The 19133-nt window shown below is 63.3% G+C and carries 18 protein-coding genes and 1 other RNA gene; 4 read left to right on the top strand and 15 right to left on the bottom strand.

Features of this window, described 5'->3' with window-relative positions:
• Nucleotides 1-9: 9 nt before the first annotated feature.
• The 7 genes from QQF40_RS00380 to rsmI all read right to left on the bottom strand — a co-directional run bounded on the left by QQF40_RS00380 (nt 10) and on the right by rsmI (nt 8103).
• Nucleotides 10-1473 carry a UDP-N-acetylmuramoyl-tripeptide--D-alanyl-D-alanine ligase gene (locus QQF40_RS00380; RefSeq protein WP_285460105.1) on the bottom strand — a complete coding sequence of 488 codons (1464 nt, stop codon included), beginning with the start codon at nt 1471-1473 and terminating at the stop codon, nt 10-12.
• Nucleotides 1470-3068 (bottom strand): UDP-N-acetylmuramoyl-L-alanyl-D-glutamate--2,6-diaminopimelate ligase, encoded by a 1599-nt coding sequence (locus QQF40_RS00375; RefSeq protein WP_285460104.1) that lies wholly within the window; start codon nt 3066-3068, stop codon nt 1470-1472. Before QQF40_RS00375 ends, QQF40_RS00380 begins: the two co-directional genes overlap by 4 nt.
• Before the next feature lie 105 nt (nt 3069-3173).
• Nucleotides 3174-4835, bottom strand: coding sequence for a peptidoglycan D,D-transpeptidase FtsI family protein (locus tag QQF40_RS00370; RefSeq protein ID WP_176678269.1), 1662 nt, complete (start codon nt 4833-4835; stop codon nt 3174-3176).
• 107 nt (nt 4836-4942) lie between these two features.
• Complete coding sequence (gene ftsL, locus QQF40_RS00365) at nt 4943-5263, bottom strand: cell division protein FtsL (RefSeq protein ID WP_175088323.1); 321 nt, start codon at nt 5261-5263, stop codon at nt 4943-4945.
• Between the two features lie 250 nt (nt 5264-5513).
• The gene (rsmH, locus tag QQF40_RS00360; RefSeq protein WP_176676302.1) at nt 5514-6500 is read right to left on the bottom strand and encodes a 16S rRNA (cytosine(1402)-N(4))-methyltransferase RsmH; all 987 of its coding nucleotides are present in this window, start codon (nt 6498-6500) and stop codon (nt 5514-5516) included.
• 284 nt (nt 6501-6784) lie between these two features.
• Nucleotides 6785-7137: RNase P RNA component class A (gene rnpB, locus QQF40_RS00355), an RNA gene on the bottom strand.
• A gap of 102 nt (nt 7138-7239) precedes the next feature.
• Nucleotides 7240-8103 carry a 16S rRNA (cytidine(1402)-2'-O)-methyltransferase gene (gene rsmI, locus QQF40_RS00350; protein WP_175088325.1) on the bottom strand — a complete coding sequence of 288 codons (864 nt, stop codon included), beginning with the start codon at nt 8101-8103 and terminating at the stop codon, nt 7240-7242.
• 196 nt (nt 8104-8299) lie between these two features.
• Here rsmI and QQF40_RS00345 point away from each other — a divergent pair, with 196 nt between their 5' ends.
• The 4 genes from QQF40_RS00345 to QQF40_RS00330 are packed head-to-tail and all read left to right on the top strand — an operon-like array spanning nt 8300 to nt 11835.
• A complete protein-coding gene (locus QQF40_RS00345; protein ID WP_285460103.1) occupies nt 8300-10201 on the top strand; it encodes a penicillin-binding protein activator in 1902 nt (633 codons plus the stop codon).
• A gap of 1 nt (nt 10202) precedes the next feature.
• Entirely contained in the window at nt 10203-10604 is a 402-nt protein-coding gene (locus tag QQF40_RS00340; RefSeq protein ID WP_175088327.1) for a YraN family protein, read from the top strand.
• Between the two features lie 21 nt (nt 10605-10625).
• The gene (locus QQF40_RS00335) at nt 10626-11219 is read left to right on the top strand and encodes a phosphoheptose isomerase (protein ID WP_043332512.1); all 594 of its coding nucleotides are present in this window, start codon (nt 10626-10628) and stop codon (nt 11217-11219) included.
• A gap of 37 nt (nt 11220-11256) precedes the next feature.
• On the top strand, nt 11257-11835 hold the full coding sequence (locus QQF40_RS00330) for a BON domain-containing protein (RefSeq protein ID WP_054555092.1): 579 nt from the start codon (nt 11257-11259) through the stop codon (nt 11833-11835).
• A 182-nt stretch (nt 11836-12017) separates the two neighbouring features.
• Here the strand turns inward: QQF40_RS00330 and QQF40_RS00325 are convergent, their stop codons facing one another.
• The 8 genes from QQF40_RS00325 to zapE form a co-directional block, all read right to left on the bottom strand.
• Nucleotides 12018-12614: a ClpXP protease specificity-enhancing factor gene (locus QQF40_RS00325; RefSeq protein ID WP_175088328.1), complete on the bottom strand. Its 597-nt coding sequence runs from the start codon at nt 12612-12614 to the stop codon at nt 12018-12020.
• 167 nt (nt 12615-12781) lie between these two features.
• The gene (sspA, locus tag QQF40_RS00320) at nt 12782-13408 is read right to left on the bottom strand and encodes a stringent starvation protein SspA (RefSeq protein WP_043332516.1); all 627 of its coding nucleotides are present in this window, start codon (nt 13406-13408) and stop codon (nt 12782-12784) included.
• A 215-nt stretch (nt 13409-13623) separates the two neighbouring features.
• Nucleotides 13624-14436 (bottom strand): cytochrome c1, encoded by an 813-nt coding sequence (locus QQF40_RS00315; protein ID WP_285460102.1) that lies wholly within the window; start codon nt 14434-14436, stop codon nt 13624-13626.
• Nucleotides 14433-15695 (bottom strand): cytochrome b, encoded by a 1263-nt coding sequence (locus QQF40_RS00310; protein ID WP_285460101.1) that lies wholly within the window; start codon nt 15693-15695, stop codon nt 14433-14435. The genes QQF40_RS00315 and QQF40_RS00310 overlap by 4 nt, the downstream gene beginning before the upstream one ends.
• The gene (gene petA, locus QQF40_RS00305; protein ID WP_175088330.1) at nt 15695-16291 is read right to left on the bottom strand and encodes a ubiquinol-cytochrome c reductase iron-sulfur subunit; all 597 of its coding nucleotides are present in this window, start codon (nt 16289-16291) and stop codon (nt 15695-15697) included. Before petA ends, QQF40_RS00310 begins: the two co-directional genes overlap by 1 nt.
• A 217-nt stretch (nt 16292-16508) precedes the next feature.
• Nucleotides 16509-16898, bottom strand: a complete 390-nt coding sequence (gene rpsI / locus QQF40_RS00300) for a 30S ribosomal protein S9 (protein ID WP_043332522.1) — start codon at nt 16896-16898, stop codon at nt 16509-16511.
• A 13-nt stretch (nt 16899-16911) separates the two neighbouring features.
• Nucleotides 16912-17340 (bottom strand): 50S ribosomal protein L13, encoded by a 429-nt coding sequence (gene rplM, locus QQF40_RS00295; protein ID WP_043332524.1) that lies wholly within the window; start codon nt 17338-17340, stop codon nt 16912-16914.
• Nucleotides 17341-17591: 251 nt separating this feature from the next.
• Complete coding sequence (gene zapE, locus QQF40_RS00290; RefSeq protein WP_043332526.1) at nt 17592-18749, bottom strand: cell division protein ZapE; 1158 nt, start codon at nt 18747-18749, stop codon at nt 17592-17594.
• Between the last annotated feature and the right edge of the window lie 384 nt (nt 18750-19133).

Genomic DNA, 19133 nt, shown 5'->3' with positions numbered 1-19133 from the left:
GACTCACATTCACCTTGATGCGTCGACCTTGAGCGCGGCAACGATATTCTCCATGCCAGCGCTGCGAGACCCCTTGACCAGAACACTGGCCCCGGTGGGTAGATGGTTACGGGCGTAAGCTTCCAGCTCTGCCCGCTCGATAAAGTGCTTGCCACCGGCCCCGAAGGCCTCGGCAGTCGCCTGAGCGCCCTCGCCGCAGGTGGCAATGAAATCTATGCCCAGCTTGCGGGCGTAATCGCCCACCTCGGCATGCAGACGCTCGGCGTCGGCTCCGAGTTCGCCCATGGCGCCCATCAGGCACCAGCGCGGCGCAGGCAGTGTCGCCAGCAGATCCAGCGCCGCCAGCATGGCGCCGGGGTTGGCGTTGTAGCTGTCATCCAGCAGACGCGAGCCATTGATGCCTGCCACGACGCCCAGCCTGCCGGGTACGCTCTCGGCGCTCTCGAGTCCGGCGATCACCAGATCACTGTCGATGCCCAGTGCCAGGCACGCCGCGGCGGCCGCCAGCGCATTGGCCACGTTGTGACGCCCCAGCAACGCCAGCTGGACACGGCCGAGCGAGCAGCCATCAAACGTCAGTTCGAAAGCATAACGCCCGAGTTCATCCGCGCCTAGCTCACGCGCCTGCAGGCGTGCCGGGCGATCACCGCTATCCACGCTGCCATCCACAACGCCATCCGCAACGCTGAAGTCGATGACATCGACCGCCTGACCAGTCGCGGCCAGCGCCTGCCAAAGCGAGAAGTAGGCGTCATCACGGTTGAGCACCGCGACCGGGCGTCGTCCTCCCAACGGGCTCAAGCCCGCCAGAATCTCGCCCTTGGCCTGGGCGATCTGACCCATGCCGCCGAATTCGCCGACATGGGCGCCGGTGACATTGGTGATCACCGCCACTTGCGGGCGCGCCAGGGCCGTCGTCCAGGCGATCTCGCCGAGATGATTGGCGCCCAGTTCGACCACGCCGTGCTGATGGGCATCGCTCAAGCGCAGCAACGTCATCGGCAGGCCGAAATCGTTGTTGAGATTGCCGTGATTGGCGAGGCTTTCGGCCTCGAAACGCGCGGCATCCCGCACAAGGATGGCATGCACCAGGCCCTTGACGCTGGTCTTGCCACTGTTACCGGTCACCGCGATCAACGGCTTCCCCCAGGCACGGCGACGCGCCGCCGCCAGCAGCCCGAAGGCCAGCCGGGTATCCGCGACGATGATCTGCGGCAGCGGGTCATCCACTGCCCGCTCGACAAGCGCCGCGACGGCGCCATTGGCGCGAGCCTGGGCGAGGAAGTCATGGGCGTCGAAGCGCTCACCCTTCAGCGCCACGAAAAGCGGCGCGACCTGCTCGCCAAGCTTGCGGGTGTCCGTCTCGATGGCGCCCAGCGCTTGATCGCGCAATGCCTGTGGCAACTGCGCCCCGAGCACCGCGGCCAGTTCCTCGAAGGTGCTCAGACCAACGGGCTGTTCAGGCGCACTCATGCGTCACGCTCCTGACCTTCCAGCATCGAGAGCTCACGACGCTCCAGCGCCGCGACCGCATGGGCCACATCCGAAAACGGCAGTCGCTGACCGTCGATCTCCTGATAGTCCTCGTGCCCCTTGCCGGCGATCAGGATGACATCATGCTCGCCGGCATCGCGGATGACCTGGGCAATGGCTTCGCCACGCTCGGCGATATCCAGCACGCGCTCGTGGGCATGGATGCCGGCCATCATCTGCTGACGGATGGCGGCGGCATCCTCGCTACGCGGATTGTCATCGGTGATCACGACACGGTCGGCGCCCTGCTCGGCGGCCGTGGCCATCAGCGGGCGCTTGCCGCTGTCGCGATCGCCACCACAGCCGAGCACACACCACAGGCGCGCATCATCCCGCGCCGGCAGGTGGGCACGCAGCGCGGTCAGCGCCGTCTCGACGGCCTCCGGCGTGTGGGCGTAGTCGACCACCACCACCGGCGCGCCATCACGGCTCAGGCGCTGCATGCGGCCCGGCACCGGCGTCAGACGCGGCGCGGCGGCAAACAGCCCCTCGAACGTATAGTCGAGGCCATGCAGGATCAGCATTGCCAGCAAGGCGTTGTCGAGATTGAAGCGCCCCATCAGATTGAGGCCCAGCTCGCGCTCGCCATCCGGCGTCGCGATCACGGCAACCTGGCCCAGCGGCTCGGGGAAGACATCCAGCACGCGCAGGGTCGCGACGTCATCACGCCCCATCGCCAGCACGCGCACGCCGCGCTGCATGCCGGCCAGCATCAGTCGCGCCAGCGCATCATCGGCATTGAGCACCGCAAGCTTCAATTCGGGCCGCTTGAACAGCTTCGCCTTGGCCGCCGCATAGGCCGCCATGCTGCCGTGGTAGTCAAGGTGGTCTCGCGAAAGATTGGTATAGCCCGCGACGGTGAAGCGACAGCCATTGACGCGCCCTTGATCGAGCGCATGCGAGGAGACTTCCATCGCGATCAGCTCGGCACCGGCAAGGCTCAGGCCCTTGAGCGCCGCCTGCACGGCCAGGGCATCGGGCGTGGTGCGCTCGCCCGCGACCAGCGCGCCGGGGCGCCCGATGCCGAGCGTGCCGATCATGCCGGCGGGCGTGCCCATCGCTTCGGCCAGCTCGGCGATGTAATGGGTGACGGAAGACTTGCCGTTGGTGCCCGTGACCCCGACCAGCGTCAGTGACTCGGGCACACTGAAGGCCTGGCGGCCCAGCTCACCGAGCTGCTCGCCCAGATTCTCGAGCCAGACGACTCTGGCATCATCTGAGTGCAGCGCGAGACGTGCATCCCCGCCTGCGGGTCTTTCGGCCAGCACCAGCTCGGCACCGCTCTCGAGCGCCGCGGCGATATAGTCGCGGCCATCGCTGGCGATGCCGGGGATGGCGATGAAGAGGGAACCCTGCGCGGCACTGCGACTGTCGATCGTCAGGTGCCAGTCATCGCGCGCGGCAAGCCGCGCGCGCCAATCATCATCGAGGGCGCCTGGCCACAGCGCCAGCAATGCTGCCAGCATATCTGTCGCCGTGGCCAACGGGCGCGCCAGAAACTCGCCCAGGCGCCTGGAATCGTGCGGTGAAGTCATGTCGGAAGACCTTCCTTGTTCCCGATGTCCCGGAACGTATTCACTACATGAGAAAAAAGACGCAGCCGCCCGCCCGGGGCCGACGACCATGCCACATTGAATGCGTTACTCATCGACCTTGCTGTCCGGCGGCACATCCAGCAGGCGCAATGCCTTGCCCACCACGCGCCCGAACACGGGCGCCGCCACCAGACCGCCGTAATATTCTTGTCCTTTGGGGTTCTCGATCATCACCACGGTCACGATACGCGGATCAGACACCGGTGCCACACCCGCGAACAACGAACGATAGGCGGTCTTCTGATAACCACCGGCCGTCACCTTGCGCACGGTGCCCGTCTTGCCGGCAATGCGATAGCCTTCGACCACCGCCCGCTTGGCAGGCCCGTTGGGCTGCACGATCTTCTCCATCATGCCGAGCAAGGCGTGCGCGTTGTCCGATGAGATCACCTGGTCACCCACCGGTGGTGTCTTGACCTTGAGCAGCGACGGCGGCACACGACGACCGTCGTTGGCGAGCGCGGTGAAGGCACTGGCCAGCTGCAGTGCCGAGACGCTGATACCGTAACCGTAGGAGATGGAGGCCCGCTTGCTGCGCGACCAGTTGGTCGGCGGCGGCAGCACGCCGGTCGTCTCGCCCGGGAAGCCGGTGCCCGGTGCCTGGCCGAGGCCCAGCTCATAGTAGCGATTCCATACCGCATCATCCTCGAGACTGAGCGCCATGCGGCTCATGCCAATATTCGAGGAGTGATAGAGAATACCGGCCATGTCGAGCTTGCCGTAGTTGCGGAAGTCACGAATGGTGAACTGATCGACCCGCATGTAACCCGGCGTGGTATCGATCACCGTATCCGGCTGATACAGGTCAGTGGCAAGCCCAGCGCTCATCGCCAGCGGCTTCATCACCGAGCCGGGCTCGAAGGCATCGGTGATCGCGCGGTTGCGAAGCCCCTCGGGGTCAAGCCCGGCGCGGTTGTTCGGGTTGTAGGATTTCTGATTGACCATCGCCAGCACTTCGCCGGTGCGCGCATCCATCATCACCAGGGTGCCGCCATCGGCGCGGTGCTCCGCCACGGCCGCCTTGAGTTCGCGGTAGGCCATGTATTGCAGACGCAGGTCGATGGAGAGCGTCAGGTCGCCACCGGGCTTGGCTTCGCTGATCAGATGCAGGTCACGCACCAGGCGCCCCTTGCGGTCCTTGAGCACACGTCGCTTGCCCGGCGTGCCGGAAAGGTAGGAATTGTAGGCAAGCTCGAGCCCTTCCTGCCCCTTGTCATCGACATTGGTCACGCCGATCAACTGGGCGGAGACTTCTCCGGAGGGGTAATAGCGCTTGTATTCCTGCTTGTGGCTGACGCCCGGAATGTCGAGGTCAATGGCTGGCTGAGCCTGCGGCGGGGTCATCTGGCGCTTGATGTACATGAAGCCCTTGCCGGCATCACGATAGCGGCGGACGCGTGCGATCAGATCATCCGGCTTCTGGCCCAGCGCGCGCGCCAGCAATGACAATCGCACGGGGTCATCGGGCACCTTGCGCGGGTCGGCCCATAGAGTGATGACAGGCGTGGAGATCGCCAGCGGCTCACCAGTGCGATCGGTGATCATGCCGCGGTGAGCATTGATGCTGTCGACACGCAGGGTGCGTGCATCGCCCTGATCCTGCAGGAACTGCTGATCGAAGAGCTGGAGATAGCCGATGCGGCCGACCAGAGCGACAAGCCCGGCCAGCACGATGAAGAGCATGATGCGATAGCGGGCAGGCCCCATGGCCGCGCGTGCGCTCTTGCGGGCACTACTTGCGGCCTTGGTACGAGCGGGCGTCTCAGCGCCGGCGGCTTTGCGCGGGCGAGACGAAGGCGGGCGACGCGCGGCCATCAGCGAATGACCTCGACATCGTGGACATCCGGGACGCGCATCTCGAGTCGCTCGATGCTGATGCTTTCGATACGCGCCGGTGCCGACCAGGCGCTCTCCTCGAGCAGCAGCCGCCCCCAGCGTGCACGCGCGTCATCGCGCGCCGCTTCCAGCTTCTGCAGCTGGGCATATTGGCCGCGCGAGAGGTGGGAGCTGATCACGACGGCAGCGGCAGAGCCGAGCAGACTGAGCATCAGCACCGCGAAACACAGGTGACGCCAACGCATCTGCACCTTGATCGGCCAGTTACCCGTCCAGCCCTCCTGTCTCCGTCCCGCCATGCCGACTCCCTAATCACTCTGAACGTGATGCCCCGCATCACGAATATCCTTGCAGACTGCCAACGTGCAAACGCGATGTTCGCTCACTTGTTTGAAGCGCCCGGCGCATTATGTCAGCAAGTGGCGTTAGCCGCTAAGAGTTGCAGCACGGCAACACTTGTGTCGCCCTTTCACCACAGCCCACTTGCGCGCGCGCCTGCCGGTAGGCAGGCGCAGAAAGAGGCACGATTCCCCAGAGGGTGCACAGACGCTATTTGAGCTTTTCGGCAATGCGCATCACCGCACTGCGCGAACGGACATTGGCATCGACTTCGCTTTGCGAAGCCTTCTGCGCCTTGCCCACCAGCTTGAGTCGCTTGTTGAGCTGGTCTTCGCGGATCGGCATGCCTCGCGGGGCCTGATCGCCCCGCGCCTTGTCACGCATGAAGCGCTTGACGATGCGGTCTTCCAGCGAGTGGAAGCTGATCACGACCAGACGACCGCCGGGCTTGAGCGCCTCGAGACCGGCATCCAGCGCGCGGGTCAGCTCATCCAGCTCTCCATTGATGTGAATGCGGATCGCCTGGAAGACACGCGTCGCCGGGTGCTTGTGCTTCTCCCAGTTGGGATGGGCATCCTTGATCAGGCTGGCAAAGTCGCCGGTACGCGTGATGGGACGCTCGGCGCGACGCTCCACCACGGCGCGTGCCAGACGCTTGGCATAACGCTCCTCACCGTAGGTCTTGAAGACCCAGGCCATGTCCTCGGCGCTGGCACGCGACAGCCACTCGGCGGCGCTCTCGCCACTGGTGGGGTCCATGCGCATGTCCAGCGGGCCATCATTCATGAAGCTGAAGCCACGCTCGGCATCATCCAGCTGCGGGGATGACACGCCGATGTCAAGCAGGATGCCATCCAGCTGACCGTGCACGCCCTCATGCTCGGCATACTCGCCAAGACGCGCGAATTCACCGGCATGGATACTGAAACGCTCATCATCGATGGTCGCGGCTTCCGCCAGCGCCTGGGGGTCACGATCACAGGCGATCAGACGTCCCTCGGGTGCCAGACGCGACAGGATCAGACGCGAATGGCCACCGCGACCGAAGGTGCCGTCGAAGTAGACGCCGGCAGTGTCCTGAATCAGACCATCGACCGCGCCATCGAGCATGACACTGACATGCGCGAAGCGATCAGCCACTTCGACGGACTCGGTATCGACAGACTCGGTAACGGAAGGAGCGCTGGGCTTGGACATGACGAAACTCTGGACCTTGGCACGCGATGCGAGCAGTGAAAGCCGGTGGCAATGGACACCGACAGCATAAGAGCGGAGACAACACCTGCGTGCAGCAGACAAGCGGCTGAAACACGAGTTCAAGTGCCATAACCGACAACCGGCGCCTGTCACGGCTGCGTGTTCGTTGCCATCCAACTGCAATGGTCTTCACGAAACACGCAGCGGACGGCGCCGGTCATGCGAATTCAAGGTGTGCTGCCATCACTCGCATCGCGAAGAATGGCAGCACACTGACGTTATAAGGCGGGAGATGGCCGATAAGCCGGGTCTTGTCGTGGACAGTCATTCATCTAGGCCCTGAATCACTTCAGGGCTCAAGCAACCAACCCGCCCCCACTGCGGGCAGCAGCATAGGGGGCCTATTTGGTCTTGCTCCAGGTGGGGTTTACCTCGCCGCGAACTGTTACCAGCCGCGCGGTGCGCTCTTACCGCACCCTTTCACCCTTACCGGTCAGCCGAAGCTGACGTAGGCGGTCTTCTCTCTGCTGCACTTGCCGTCGGCTCGCGCCGCCCAGACGTTATCTGGCACCTTGCCCTATGGAGCCCGGACTTTCCTCCCCCAGCTTGCGCTGGCGGCGACTGTCTGGCCGTCTCCCAAGCGCGCAAGACTACCAGTGTCATGGGCCTTTCACAAGACGAAGCCCGCGCAGGCCGAACAATGGCAGCGGCAAAAAGTTCTGGCGTGACAGAGGTTTGCCTATTCCTCCGCCGCGTCCTTCATGGCTTGCGCCTTGGCATACCAGGCTTTCTTGCGCCCGCCCACCAGACGTGTGGCGATGGCGGCCATCTGCTTGACGCCGACGCCCTCCTCGAACAGCACCTGCAACAGGGCGTCGCCTTCGACACTGGCCGCCTCGTCGCCGTCACGTGCCGGCGCGCCTTCGATCATGACCACGAACTCGCCGCGGGTCTGATCACTGTCAGCGTCCATCTGCGCCAGCAGCTCGGCTGCCGTGCCATCGAGAAAGGTCTCGAAGGTCTTGGTCAGCTCACGCGCCAGCACGACCCGGCGCTCGCCAAGCACCTCGCGAATATCGCCGAGCAGCGCCTGGATGCGGTGCGGAGACTCGTACAGCACGTGGGTGGCGCTATCCTCGCGCAGCGCGGCAAGGCGCGCCTGACGCGGGCCGCCCTTGTGGGCCAGAAAACCTTCGAAGGTGAAACGATCCGTCGGCAGACCCGCCGCGCTGAGGGCGGTGATCAACGCACACGGCCCCGGCAGCGGCACTACCTTGAATCCACGCTCGCGCAATGCGCGCACGACGATGAAACCGGGATCGGAGATCAGCGGCGTGCCGGCATCGGAGACCAGCGCGACGCGTCGACCTGCCTCCAGCGCCTGACATAGCTGATCGACACGGCCACGCTCGTTGTGATCATGCAAGGACATCATGGGCACTTCCAGCCCCAGGTGACGCAGCAACCGCGCACTGTGGCGGGTATCCTCGGCTGCGATCAGGTCCACTTCTCCCAGCACCCGCGCGGCGCGGGGACTGAGATCATCGAGGTTACCAATCGGCGTGGCGACCACGTACAATACGCCTTCAGAAGACTCGGACATTCAATGCTTCGACTCGTTGAACTCAATGGTAGAAATGGTCGTCAGACACAGGCAGATTGCCTTGGGACATTTCATCCGAAGGACGCTGCATGCGTGGCCCTGATCGACCGAGTGCCATGATGCCTTTCACCCTTCATCACAGTAGGTGGCGATGCAGCCCTGACCACATCGCCCATCAGCCAAGGGACCGTCGTACATGCGCCAGACATGGAACCGTGCATCAGCCAATACGCTGGGCACTTCGTCAGCCATCCGGCAGGAGGCCGCGCGCCGTTCACGTTCCGGCCTGAGAACGCTGGCGGGCCTCGCCGCCTCCGCCCTGCTGCTGGCAGGGTGTGCCGGACAGTCACCGCTTTCAAGCGGCCCCGGGGCCGATGCCCTGCTCGCTCAGGCCGAGCAGCAACAGGGTCAGCAAGCGGCCAGTACGCGCCTGCAAGCTGCGGACATCCTAGCACGCAGCGGCGACAACGCGCAGGCGATCACCATCGCATCCGACATCGATCCGGCAAGCCTCGAGCCGCAGAAACGCGTGCAATGGGCCCTGCTGCTGTCGCGCATCGCGCTTGAGCAGCAGGACGGCTGGAACACGATCCTGGCCACCTCGGTGCTCGAGGACGGCATACAGATGTCCAGCGATGACCAGCGCACACTGCGCAAGCGACGCGGCCTGGCACTCGGCATGGTCGGCGAACCCCTGGCCAGCGCCCAGACCTTGATCGCCCTGCAGGCCGACAGCGATGACCTGAGCATCAACGACACCCTGTGGGAGCAGCTCACGCGCCTCTCGCCCACTCAGCTCAATGAGCTGGCCAGTGCCAGCCCCACCGCCAGTGACTGGACGGACCTGCTGCGTCTGCAGCGTCGCTTCGGTGGCAACATCGACCAGATGTTCTCCGCCATCAACGACTGGTCGGACGCCAATCCGCAGCACCCCGCCGCGCGCCAGATGCCGCAGGGCATTCTCGACCTGCGTGAGCTGTCCGGCCAGGAGGTGCGCAAGATTGCCGTCTTCCTGCCCGAGTCCGGTTCACTCAAGCGGATCGCCCAGGCCATCCGTGAAGGCATCGAGGCACGCCATCGCAGCGCCATCGACAATGCCGAGGCCACACCGCAGCTGAGCTTCTATGATACCTCGAGCGCGGATCTCAAGACCCTGTATGCCCGCGCCACCATGGATGGCGCCCAGGTTGTGCTCGGCCCGCTGGACAAGAAGCTGGTCAGTCAGCTCGAGACCCAGAACAGCCTGCCGCTGCCGACGCTGGCCCTCAACTACGGCACCCATGACAGCAACCGTGCCGACAACCTGCTCCAGTACGGCCTTTCCGCCGAGGACGAAGCCCGCCAGGTCGCCATGCGCGCCGCACTCGACGGCCATCGTGGCGCCGCTGCGCTGGTGCCCAACAATGCCTGGGGCCAGCGCGTCTACAGCGCCTTCCGCGACCGCTTCGAGCAGGAAGGCGGCGATATCGTCTCCGTCGAGCGCTACAACCCCAAGGGCGCCGTCAGCTCAGCCGTCAAGGACCTGCTGTCGGTCTCCAGCCAGGATCAGGCGCGCATGAAGTCCGCCAAGAAATCCGGCAGCAAATACGGCCGCGCCCATTCCGGCAACATCGACATGATCTTCCTGCTGGCGCTGCCGAGCTATGCTCGCCAGGTTCCGCCGATGCTGGACTTCTACTACGCGGGCGACCTGCCGATCTACGGCACCTCCCATCTCTATGATGGCGCACCGCAGCCCGATCAGGATGGCGACCTCAATGGCGTCGACTTCGTGGACATTCCTTGGGAAGTGCCGGAAGCCTCCTCAGGCGGCAAGGCATCCCTGCCGGAAGTCGATACCTACCGCGCACTGTCCGATGCTTCACCGCGCATGCTCAAGCTCAACGCCATGGGGGTCGATGCCTATCGTCTGGCCCAGCGCGTACCGCTGATGCTGGCCGGTGCGGGCGGCGAACTCTTCGGCGCCACCGGCAGCCTCTTCCCGCGCCACGATGGTCGCATCGAGCGCACGCTGCCCTGGGCGGAATTCAGAGGTGGCGTACCGCGTCCGCCACTGAAAGGCGCCAACAGCCGCACCGTCGAAGCCTACACGCCCTGACATGGCACGCACCGGCTCGCCCTCTGACAAGGCGCACCCGCCTCCCCAGCGTCGCGCCCGAGCGCGCGGCGCCGTCATCGAGGCCGAGGTAGAACAATGGCTGGCAGCGCGTGGCCTGACACCCGTCACTCGCAACCAGCATGCCAAGGGCGGCGAGATCGACCTGATCATGCGTGACGCCGAGACCCTGGTCTTCATCGAGGTGCGCTACCGGGCCAACTCCCGCTTCGGCAGCGCACTGGAAAGCGTGACCCATACCAAGCAACGCCGGCTGATCACTGCCGCGCGTTTTTATCTGGCCCAGCACGGGCTATCATGTTCCTGCCGCTTCGACGTGGTAGGCGTGGAGGGGGCTTCCCCTCGTTCCATTCACTGGATTCGCCACGCCTTCGAAGCGTTCTGAAGCCAACGACCAAGAGCCATCATGGATTTCCAATCGCGTATTCTCGGCCACTTCAACGCCAGCATTGACACCAAGACCTACGCCAGCGAAGTGCTGCCGCCCTTCATCGAAGCGGCCAGCCAGATGATGGTCCAGAGTCTGGTCAATGACGGCAAGATCCTGGCCTGCGGCAACGGCGGCAGCGCCGGCGACAGCCAGCATTTCTCCTCCGAGCTGCTCAACCGCTTCGAGCGTGAGCGCCCAAGCCTGCCAGCCATCGCGCTGACCACCGACACCTCCACGCTGACGTCCATCGCCAACGACTACAGCTACAACGAGGTGTTCTCCAAGCAGATCCGCGCCCTGGGTCAGCCCGGTGACATCCTGCTGGCCATCTCCACCAGCGGCAACTCCGCCAATGTGGTGCAGGCCATCCAGGCGGCTCACGACCGCGACATGCGCGTCGTGGCCTTGACCGGCCGTGACGGTGGTGACATGGCGTCACTGCTGGGCAGTGAAGACTGCGAGATTCGTGTCCCCGCCACCTCTACGGCACGCATCCAGGAAGTCCATCTACTGGCCATCCACTGCCTGTGCGACCTGATTGATCATCAGCTGTTCGGCAGCAACGAGTAATCCGCGCGCCCCACGGCATTCACCAGGAGAAAACGGCATGACGCCCAAGAACCTGCTTTCCCTCATGGCCACCGCCGGCTTCCTGACGCTAGCCGGCTGCACCACCGTCGCCGACCTGACCAACAGCGGCCCGATCGACGAAGACTATGGCGATCGCACCCTGGGCGCCCAGGTGGAAGACGAGAGCATCGAGACCAAGATCGAGGTCAATCTCGGCAAGACCGATGCCCGCTTCAATGATGCCCACGTCAACGTGAACTCCTACAACGGCATGGTGCTGCTGACCGGCCAGGTCGCCAGTGACGAGCTGAAGCAGAAGGCCACGGACATCGCCAAGGATGTGCGTCGCGTACGCCAGGTGCACAACGCGCTGGAAATCAGCGCCAATGCCCCGGCCAGCCAGCGCGTGCAGGACACCTGGCTGACCACGCGCGTCAAGGCCACGCTGGCGGCGGATGCCAACATCGACTCCGGCCGCATCCTGGTGCTCACCGAGAATGCCAGCGTCTACCTGATGGGTATCGTGACCCGCGCCGAAGCCGACCAGATCGTCAGCAAGGTCTCCGAAGTCGGCGGTATCCAGCGTATCGCCAAGGTCTTCGAGTACCTCGACTGATCGAGGTGGCGCGCTTGCATACCTGACATGCAAAGCGCCCTGAACGAAAAGTGCCCTGAATAAATAGCACCCAGAATAAAAGATGCCCCGCAGGCCGAAGCCTGCGGGGCATTTTTCATGACAGGAGCGACACCAGGCGGACAATGGCCAACCCTCATCCATCGCCCCACCTGCCGACAGGATTACTTGATCACGCGCAGCGAAGGACGCCCCTTGCGCGGCGGCTTGGGCTGATCATTGTCATCAGCGCCCTGCTCGTCGCTGGCCGAGTCTGACGCCTGCTCTTCACCGGCGACTTCGGCATCAGCGCCTGAGCCTGACTCGATGGGCGCATCCGCTGATTCCGAGACAGGCGCCTCTTCCTCGGCAGGAACACTGCCGACACTGGCCAGCGTCGGGCGCGCCGCGGCGGCCGGCTCGGCATCTGGCGCGACTTCACCGAATGTCATCTCATCGGCACCCGGCATCACCGGCTCGTGACCGAAGACCATACCGACACCGTTTTCACGCGAATACAGCGCGACCAGAGCCGCCGTCGGCACGCTGACGTGCATCGGCTGGCCACCGAAGCGGGCATTGAAGCTGACCCCTTCATTGGCGATCAACAGATCACGCACCGCACCGGGTGCGATATTCAGCACGATTTGACCATTCTGGACATGTTGACGCGGTACCTGGACACCTTCCTGCTCGGCGTCCACCACGATGTACGGCGTATTGTCGTTATCCAGCAGCCACTCGTAGAGTGCGCGTGCCAGATAAGGGCGACTGGAAAGCATGGGAGAACCTCTTGAACTGCAATGAGTGTCAGCGACGACCGAAGTCCATTCCGCCAACGGGCCAACGCCCCGCACATCGCTCACATCCGTCATTCACGGACTGATGAGCGAGGGCGAAAGTCCGAATGCGTGACCGATCGATCAGTGACCGAAGGGTCACGCACGGATCAGATGCGCATCTCGCGCTCGGCCTCGGACAGCGACGCCTTGAAGGCATCACGCCCGAACAACCGCTCCATGTAGGTCAGCAGCGGCTTGACCTGCTTCTCCGGCAGCTCGATTCCCAGTGTCGGCAAACGCCACAGGATCGGGGCAATGCAGGTGTCCACCAGCGAGAACTCGTCGCTCATGAAGAACGGCATGTCGTCGAAGATCGGGGAAATGCCGATCAGGCTTTCACGCAATTCCTTGCGCGCCTTGTCGGCTTCCTTCTTGGTGCCTGTCTGGATGGTTTCCATCATCGGCACCCATTCGCGCTCGATGCGATGCATCCACAGACGGCTCTGGGCGCGCGCCACCGGATACACCGGCAACAGCGGCGGATGCGGGAAACGCTCGTCCAGATATTCCATCATGACCTTGGACTCGTAGAGCACCAGGTCGCGATCCAGCAGCGTCGGCACACTGTTGTACGGGTTCAGGTCGGCCAGTTCGGCCGGACGGCTGTCATCATCCACATCAATGATATCGACTGCCACACCCTTCTCGGCCAGCACGATCCGTACACGGTGGCTGAAGTGGTCGTCACCACCGGAGTAGAAGGTCATCGATGAACGCTTGGCCACAACACCCATGAAACTGTCCTCGCATCTGTTCGAGACATGCCCGTGTCAGCTTTTGGACTGACAAACGGGGATAAGTTTCCTCTGGCCTGCCCTTGTCACAACGGGCCCTGCCAGAGGGTCAGCCTGCGCCACCTCGAGGCGACGCAAGCGGGCGCGCGACTGATCAGCCGCGCGCCCGTCACTGCCGGCTCGCCATTATCACTGAGACCCCGCCCCGGGGGCCATCAATGAATGTCGCGCCAGTATTCCTTCTTGAGAAGATACGCCAGCAAGGTAAAGATCAGAATGAATATTAACACCTTGGGGGCCATGCTCTCAGCCTTGAGTCGCGAAGGCTCGCCGACATAGGCCAGAAAATTGGTCAGATCCCACATCGCCTGATCGAACTCCCCAACCGTCATGCTGCCAGGCTGGGTGATCTCTAGAATATCACAGGACGCATAACGCCCCGTGTCGGGATCCATTTCCGCCCCCGCTACCGCCAGATCACTCTGCCCACAGACCTTTTCCTGCACGCCCTGCAGCGGTTCCAGTACATGCGGCATGCCGACCTGGGGGAAGACCGCATTGTTCACGCCCCACGGACGTGACGCATCGCGATAGAAGCTTTTCAGGTAGGTGTAGATCCAGTCAGTGCCGCGCAGACGCGCCTCGAGCGACAGATCCGGTGGCGGCGTGCCGAACCAGCCGGCCGCGTCTTCTTTCTGCATGCCCGTGCGCATGGTGTCATTGATCTTGAGCGCTGGCGAGAGAATCAGATATTGCTCGACCAGGTCCTCGGGCATCCCCAGATCCTCCGCGGCGCGCGAGTAACGCTGATATTGCAGGCCATGACAGCCGAGACAGTAATTGGTGTAAAGCTGCATGCCACGCTGCAGCGAGGGCTGATCATGCAGATCCGGCTGCATCGTCTCCAGCGGCACCGCACTGCTCGCCGCGCTCACCATACCCGACCCCAACAGACTCACTACGGCCAGCAACCCTGCTGCCAGCCCGCGTTTGAGCCACCCCTTTGCCCCACCCATCAGCGCGCTCATCGGCCCGTCACTCTGTCAGGCACCGCTCGCGTCGTCTCGAAGCGCGTATACAGCGGCATCAGTATGAAGAAGGCGAAATATGCCACGGTCGCCAGCTGCGCGATGATCGTGCGCTCATGCGTGGGCGGCATCACCCCCAGTACGCCCAGCGTCACGAAACTGACCACGAAGATGACGATGGCGATACGCGACAGCCAGCCCTTGTAGCGGATCGAGCGCACCGCCGAGCGATCCAGCCACGGCAGCACGAACAGGATGGCGATGGCCAGCCCCATGACTACCACGCCCCAGAACTTGGCATCCACGCCGAACAGCGGATAATTGACCGCGCGCAACATGGCGTAGAACGGCGTGAAGTACCATACCGGCGCGATGTGCTCGGGCGTCTTGAGCGAATTGGCCGGCTCGAAGTTGGGCGTCTCCAGGAAGTAGCCGCCACCTTCGGGGAAGTAGAAGATCACCGCACAGAACACGAACAGGAAGACGCCGACGCCGACGAGGTCCTTCACCGTGTAATAGGGATGGAACGGAATGCCATCCAGCGGCTGCCCCGCCTCGTCCTTCCTGTCCTTGATCTCGATGCCATCGGGGTTGTTCGAGCCCACCTCGTGCAGCGCCACCAGATGCAGCACCACCAGCCCGACGATCACCAGCGGCAAGGCGATGACATGCAGCGCAAAGAAGCGGTTCAGGGTGATTCCCGAGATCAGATAGTCGCCACGAATCATCTGCGCCAGATCTGCCCCGATGACCGGAATCGCCGTGAACAGCGAGATGATCACCTGCGCCCCCCAGTAGGACATCTGCCCCCAGGGCAGCAGATAGCCCATGAAGGCCTCGGCCATCAGTGCCAGATAGATGCACATGCCGAAGATCCATACCAGCTCGCGAGGCGCACGGTAGGAGCCATAGAGCAGGCCACGGAACATGTGCAGATAGATGACCACGAAGAAGGCCGAGGCGCCGGTGGAATGCATGTAGCGGATCAGCCAGCCGTACTCCACATCGCGCATGATGTACTCGATGGAGGCAAAGGCCTCCTCGGCACTCGGCGTATAGCTCATCGTCAGCCAGATGCCGGTCAATATCTGATTGACCAGCACCAGCAAGGCCAGCGAACCGAAGAAGTAGAAGAAGTTGAAGTTCTTCGGCGCGTAATAGCCGGTCAGGTGGTCCTGCAGAAACTGGGTGGCCGGCAGACGATCATCGATCCAGCGCATGATGCCGCGCGGCGCCTTGGCACGGTTTGGATTCCCCATCAGGCAGCCTCCTCGTCGACACCCACCACCAGCACCTGCTCACTCTCGTAGCGATGCGGCGGCACCTCCAGATTCGAAGGCGCCGGCACTCCGGTGAAGACTCGCCCGGCGAGATCGAACCTGGACCCATGGCAGGCACACAGATAGCCGCCCGGCCAGTCCGCGCCGAGATCCGCCGCGCCGATCTCGGGACGATAACCAGGCGAGCAGCCCAGGTGCGTGCAGATTCCCACCAACACCACATATTCCGGCTTGATGGAACGCAGCACGGCATCGACATAAGGAGGCTGCTGGGGACGCAGTGACTCGGGGTCCTGCAGCTCTGCGGGAGGGATGGCGCGGATATCGGCGATCATCTCGGGAGTGCGACGCACCACCCACACCGGCTTGCCGCGCCACTCGATGGTCATCTGCTGGCCGGGTGCCAGCCGCGAGATATCCGCCGTGACAGGCGCGCCTGCCGCACGGGCACGCGCACTTGGCTGCCAGGACGCCAGAAAGGGCGTTGCGATACCGACCACCCCTACCGCCCCGACCACGGCAGTTGCGCTGACGAGGAAGCGGCGTCGCCCTCGGTTCACAGCATGATCTGACATTTTATTGTTATCCCCCAAACACTACCGCTTGATGCTGGGCCATCCACTTGCCGAGCATTTGATGCTTGCTTGTATTAAAGGGCAAGAACAGAGCGCTCACAACTCAAGAAAGCCACCTTGACCAAAGCCGCTTTCGTCAATCGTGTAGCAAGACCGCAAAAAAAACGCCCAGCGCCCTTGCGGGCACTGGACGTTCTTGTGGTCGACGCGAGTTCTCTTAACGCTTGGAGAACTGCGGACGACGACGGGCCTTGCGCAGGCCGACTTTCTTACGCTCGACTTCACGGGCGTCACGAGTGACGTAACCGGCGGCGCGAAGGGCCGGACGGAAGTCTTCGTTGTAAGCCATCAGGGCACGAGTGATGCCGTGACGGATAGCGCCGGCCTGGGCAGAACCACCACCACCAGCAACAGTGACGTAGACGTCGAACTGTTCGGTAGTTTCGGTCAGCTCGAGCGGCTGACGAACAACCATGCGGCCTGTCACACGACCGAAGTAGTCGTTCAGGTCACGCTGGTTGACGGTGATTTTGCCGGTGCCCGGCTTCAGGAAGACGCGCGCGGTAGAAGTCTTGCGGCGCCCGGTACCGTAGTGCTGCTGTGTCATGGCGATGCTTCCCTCAGATGTTCAGTTCTTGCGGCTGCTGCGCAGCGTGCGGATGCTCGGAGCCAGCATAGACTTTCAGCTTGGACTGCATGGCACGACCCAGCGGGCCCTTCGGCAGCATGCCCTTGACAGCCAGTTCGATCACGCGCTCAGGCTTGTGCTCGATCATCTGGTTGAAGTTCATGGAGCGCAGGCCGCCCGGGTAACCGGTGTGACGGTAGTAGGTCTTGGCTTCTGCCTTGCGACCGGTCACAGCGACTTTCTCGGCGTTGATGACGACGATGTAATCGCCAGTATCAACGTGCGGAGTGTACTCGGCTTTATGCTTGCCGCGCAGGCGACGAGCAATTTCGGTAGCCATACGGCCCAGCGTCTTGCCGGCTGCGTCGACGACGAACCAGTCACGCTGGACGGACTGCGGCTTAGCAGTAAACGTCTTCATGGATGAATCACCTATAGTCGGGTCTTGCACCTGTGTGCGCGACCAATCCCTATTTTTCTTGGTTGTCCGACGTCTGGCAGCGAGCGGCATGCTGCTTGCGCAGTCACTGACCTCTCATCTCCAGACTGCCCTCGCCCATCAGGAGTGAATGACTCAGGATGGCTCGAGAACCGGTCAACAGTTCGAGCGAGCGCGCATTGTACATGTCATGCCCGCCTACCACAAAGGCTATTTTGCCCTTGCCGCAGGTCTCACGGCTTGTGCGGCAGCGCGAGATACTCACGCGATTGCATTTCCTGCAGACGTGACAGCGTGCGCTGGAATTCAAAATCCAGATTGCCGCCGGTGTAGAGGTCCTCGACGGGCGTCGCGGCGCTCATCAGCAGTTTTACGCCACGGTCATAGAACTCATCGACCATGTTGATGAAACGACGCACCTGGTCGTCACTGTCGCGCCCCATCTGCGGCACCTCGGACACCAGCACGGTGTGGAACTCACGTGCCAGCTCGATGTAGTCATTCTGGCTACGCGGGCCATCACACAGCTCGTCGAAGTGGAACCACACCACGTCTTCATGGCGACGCAGGGCGTGCAGCACGCGGTGATTGATGCTCAGACCTTCATCGGCATGGCCTTCGGCACCGGCGATGGAGCGGAATTCCCGCGCCAGCCGCGCGGCACTGTCATCGCCCAGCGGGCTATGGAAGAGCTCAGCGTGCTCCAGCGCGCGCAGACGGTAGTCGATGCCCGAATCGACGTTGACCACCGTGCAGTGACGCTTGACCAGGTCGATCGCCGGGAGGAAGCGCGCCCGCTGCAGACCGTCCTTGTAGAGGTCGTCCGGCACGATATTGGAGGTCGCGACCAGCACCACGCCCTGCTTGAACAGCTCTTCGAACAGGGTGGCGAGAATCATCGCATCGGTGATGTCCTTGACGAAGAATTCGTCGAAGCAGATCACGCGCGCCTCGACGGCGAACTTGGCCGCCACCAGAGTCAACGGGTTCTTCTCGCCCTTGTAGTGGCCAAGCTCGTTGTGGACACGCTGCATGAAGCGGTGGAAGTGCGTGCGCATCTTGTCGGCAAACGGCAGGCTCTCGTAGAAGGTATCGACGAGATAGGTCTTGCCACGCCCCACGCCGCCCCAGAAGTAGAGGCCCATGATCTCGGGCGCTTCATCGACAGGCGCCGTGCGTGACGGCTTGCCGAACAGACGACGCACCTTGGAGCCCAGCCCGCCGCCCCCCGTCGCGTCGGACACCTTGTCAGGCGTCTGACGCGGCGTGCGCACGAGGTCGTCGTAGAGACGCTGCAGATGGCGGACCGCATCTTCCTGGGCGGCATCGTAGGCAAAGTCATCACGCTTGAGGTCTGCCTGGTACTTCTCGAGAGGCGTCGGTGCTGGCATTGAGAAACCCGCTGCAGGTCAGGCGCCACGCACTGGCGCACGCCTGACATGAAAAGAACAAGAACACGCCTGACCCGACACGGCGGGCAGGCAAGAACGAAATTGCGCGGCATTATACGCCTTGATGGCCGCTTTACCCACTCGCCGGCCAGCAATCGGCTGTGCGAGGTGGCTTTCACCGCGCTCATCACTCGCAAGGCATTGGCTGGTATCCACCCATACCCCACCGGCTGCGACGACAGGCGACCAAGGTCGCGCGCCGAGTGAATTGACGCATCGCTGCACCACACCGATATAATGGCGCGTGGACGCTTTCGAAACGCAAGCGGCACGAAAGACTGAGCCAGGAAAGACCAAGGCAAGAAGGACAGCGGCAAGCGGCGC

It is taken from the genome of Cobetia sp. LC6 (assembly GCF_030264805.1).
Taxonomy (GTDB): domain Bacteria; phylum Pseudomonadota; class Gammaproteobacteria; order Pseudomonadales; family Halomonadaceae; genus Cobetia.
This window is presented reverse-complemented; position numbering and strand designations above follow the sequence as displayed.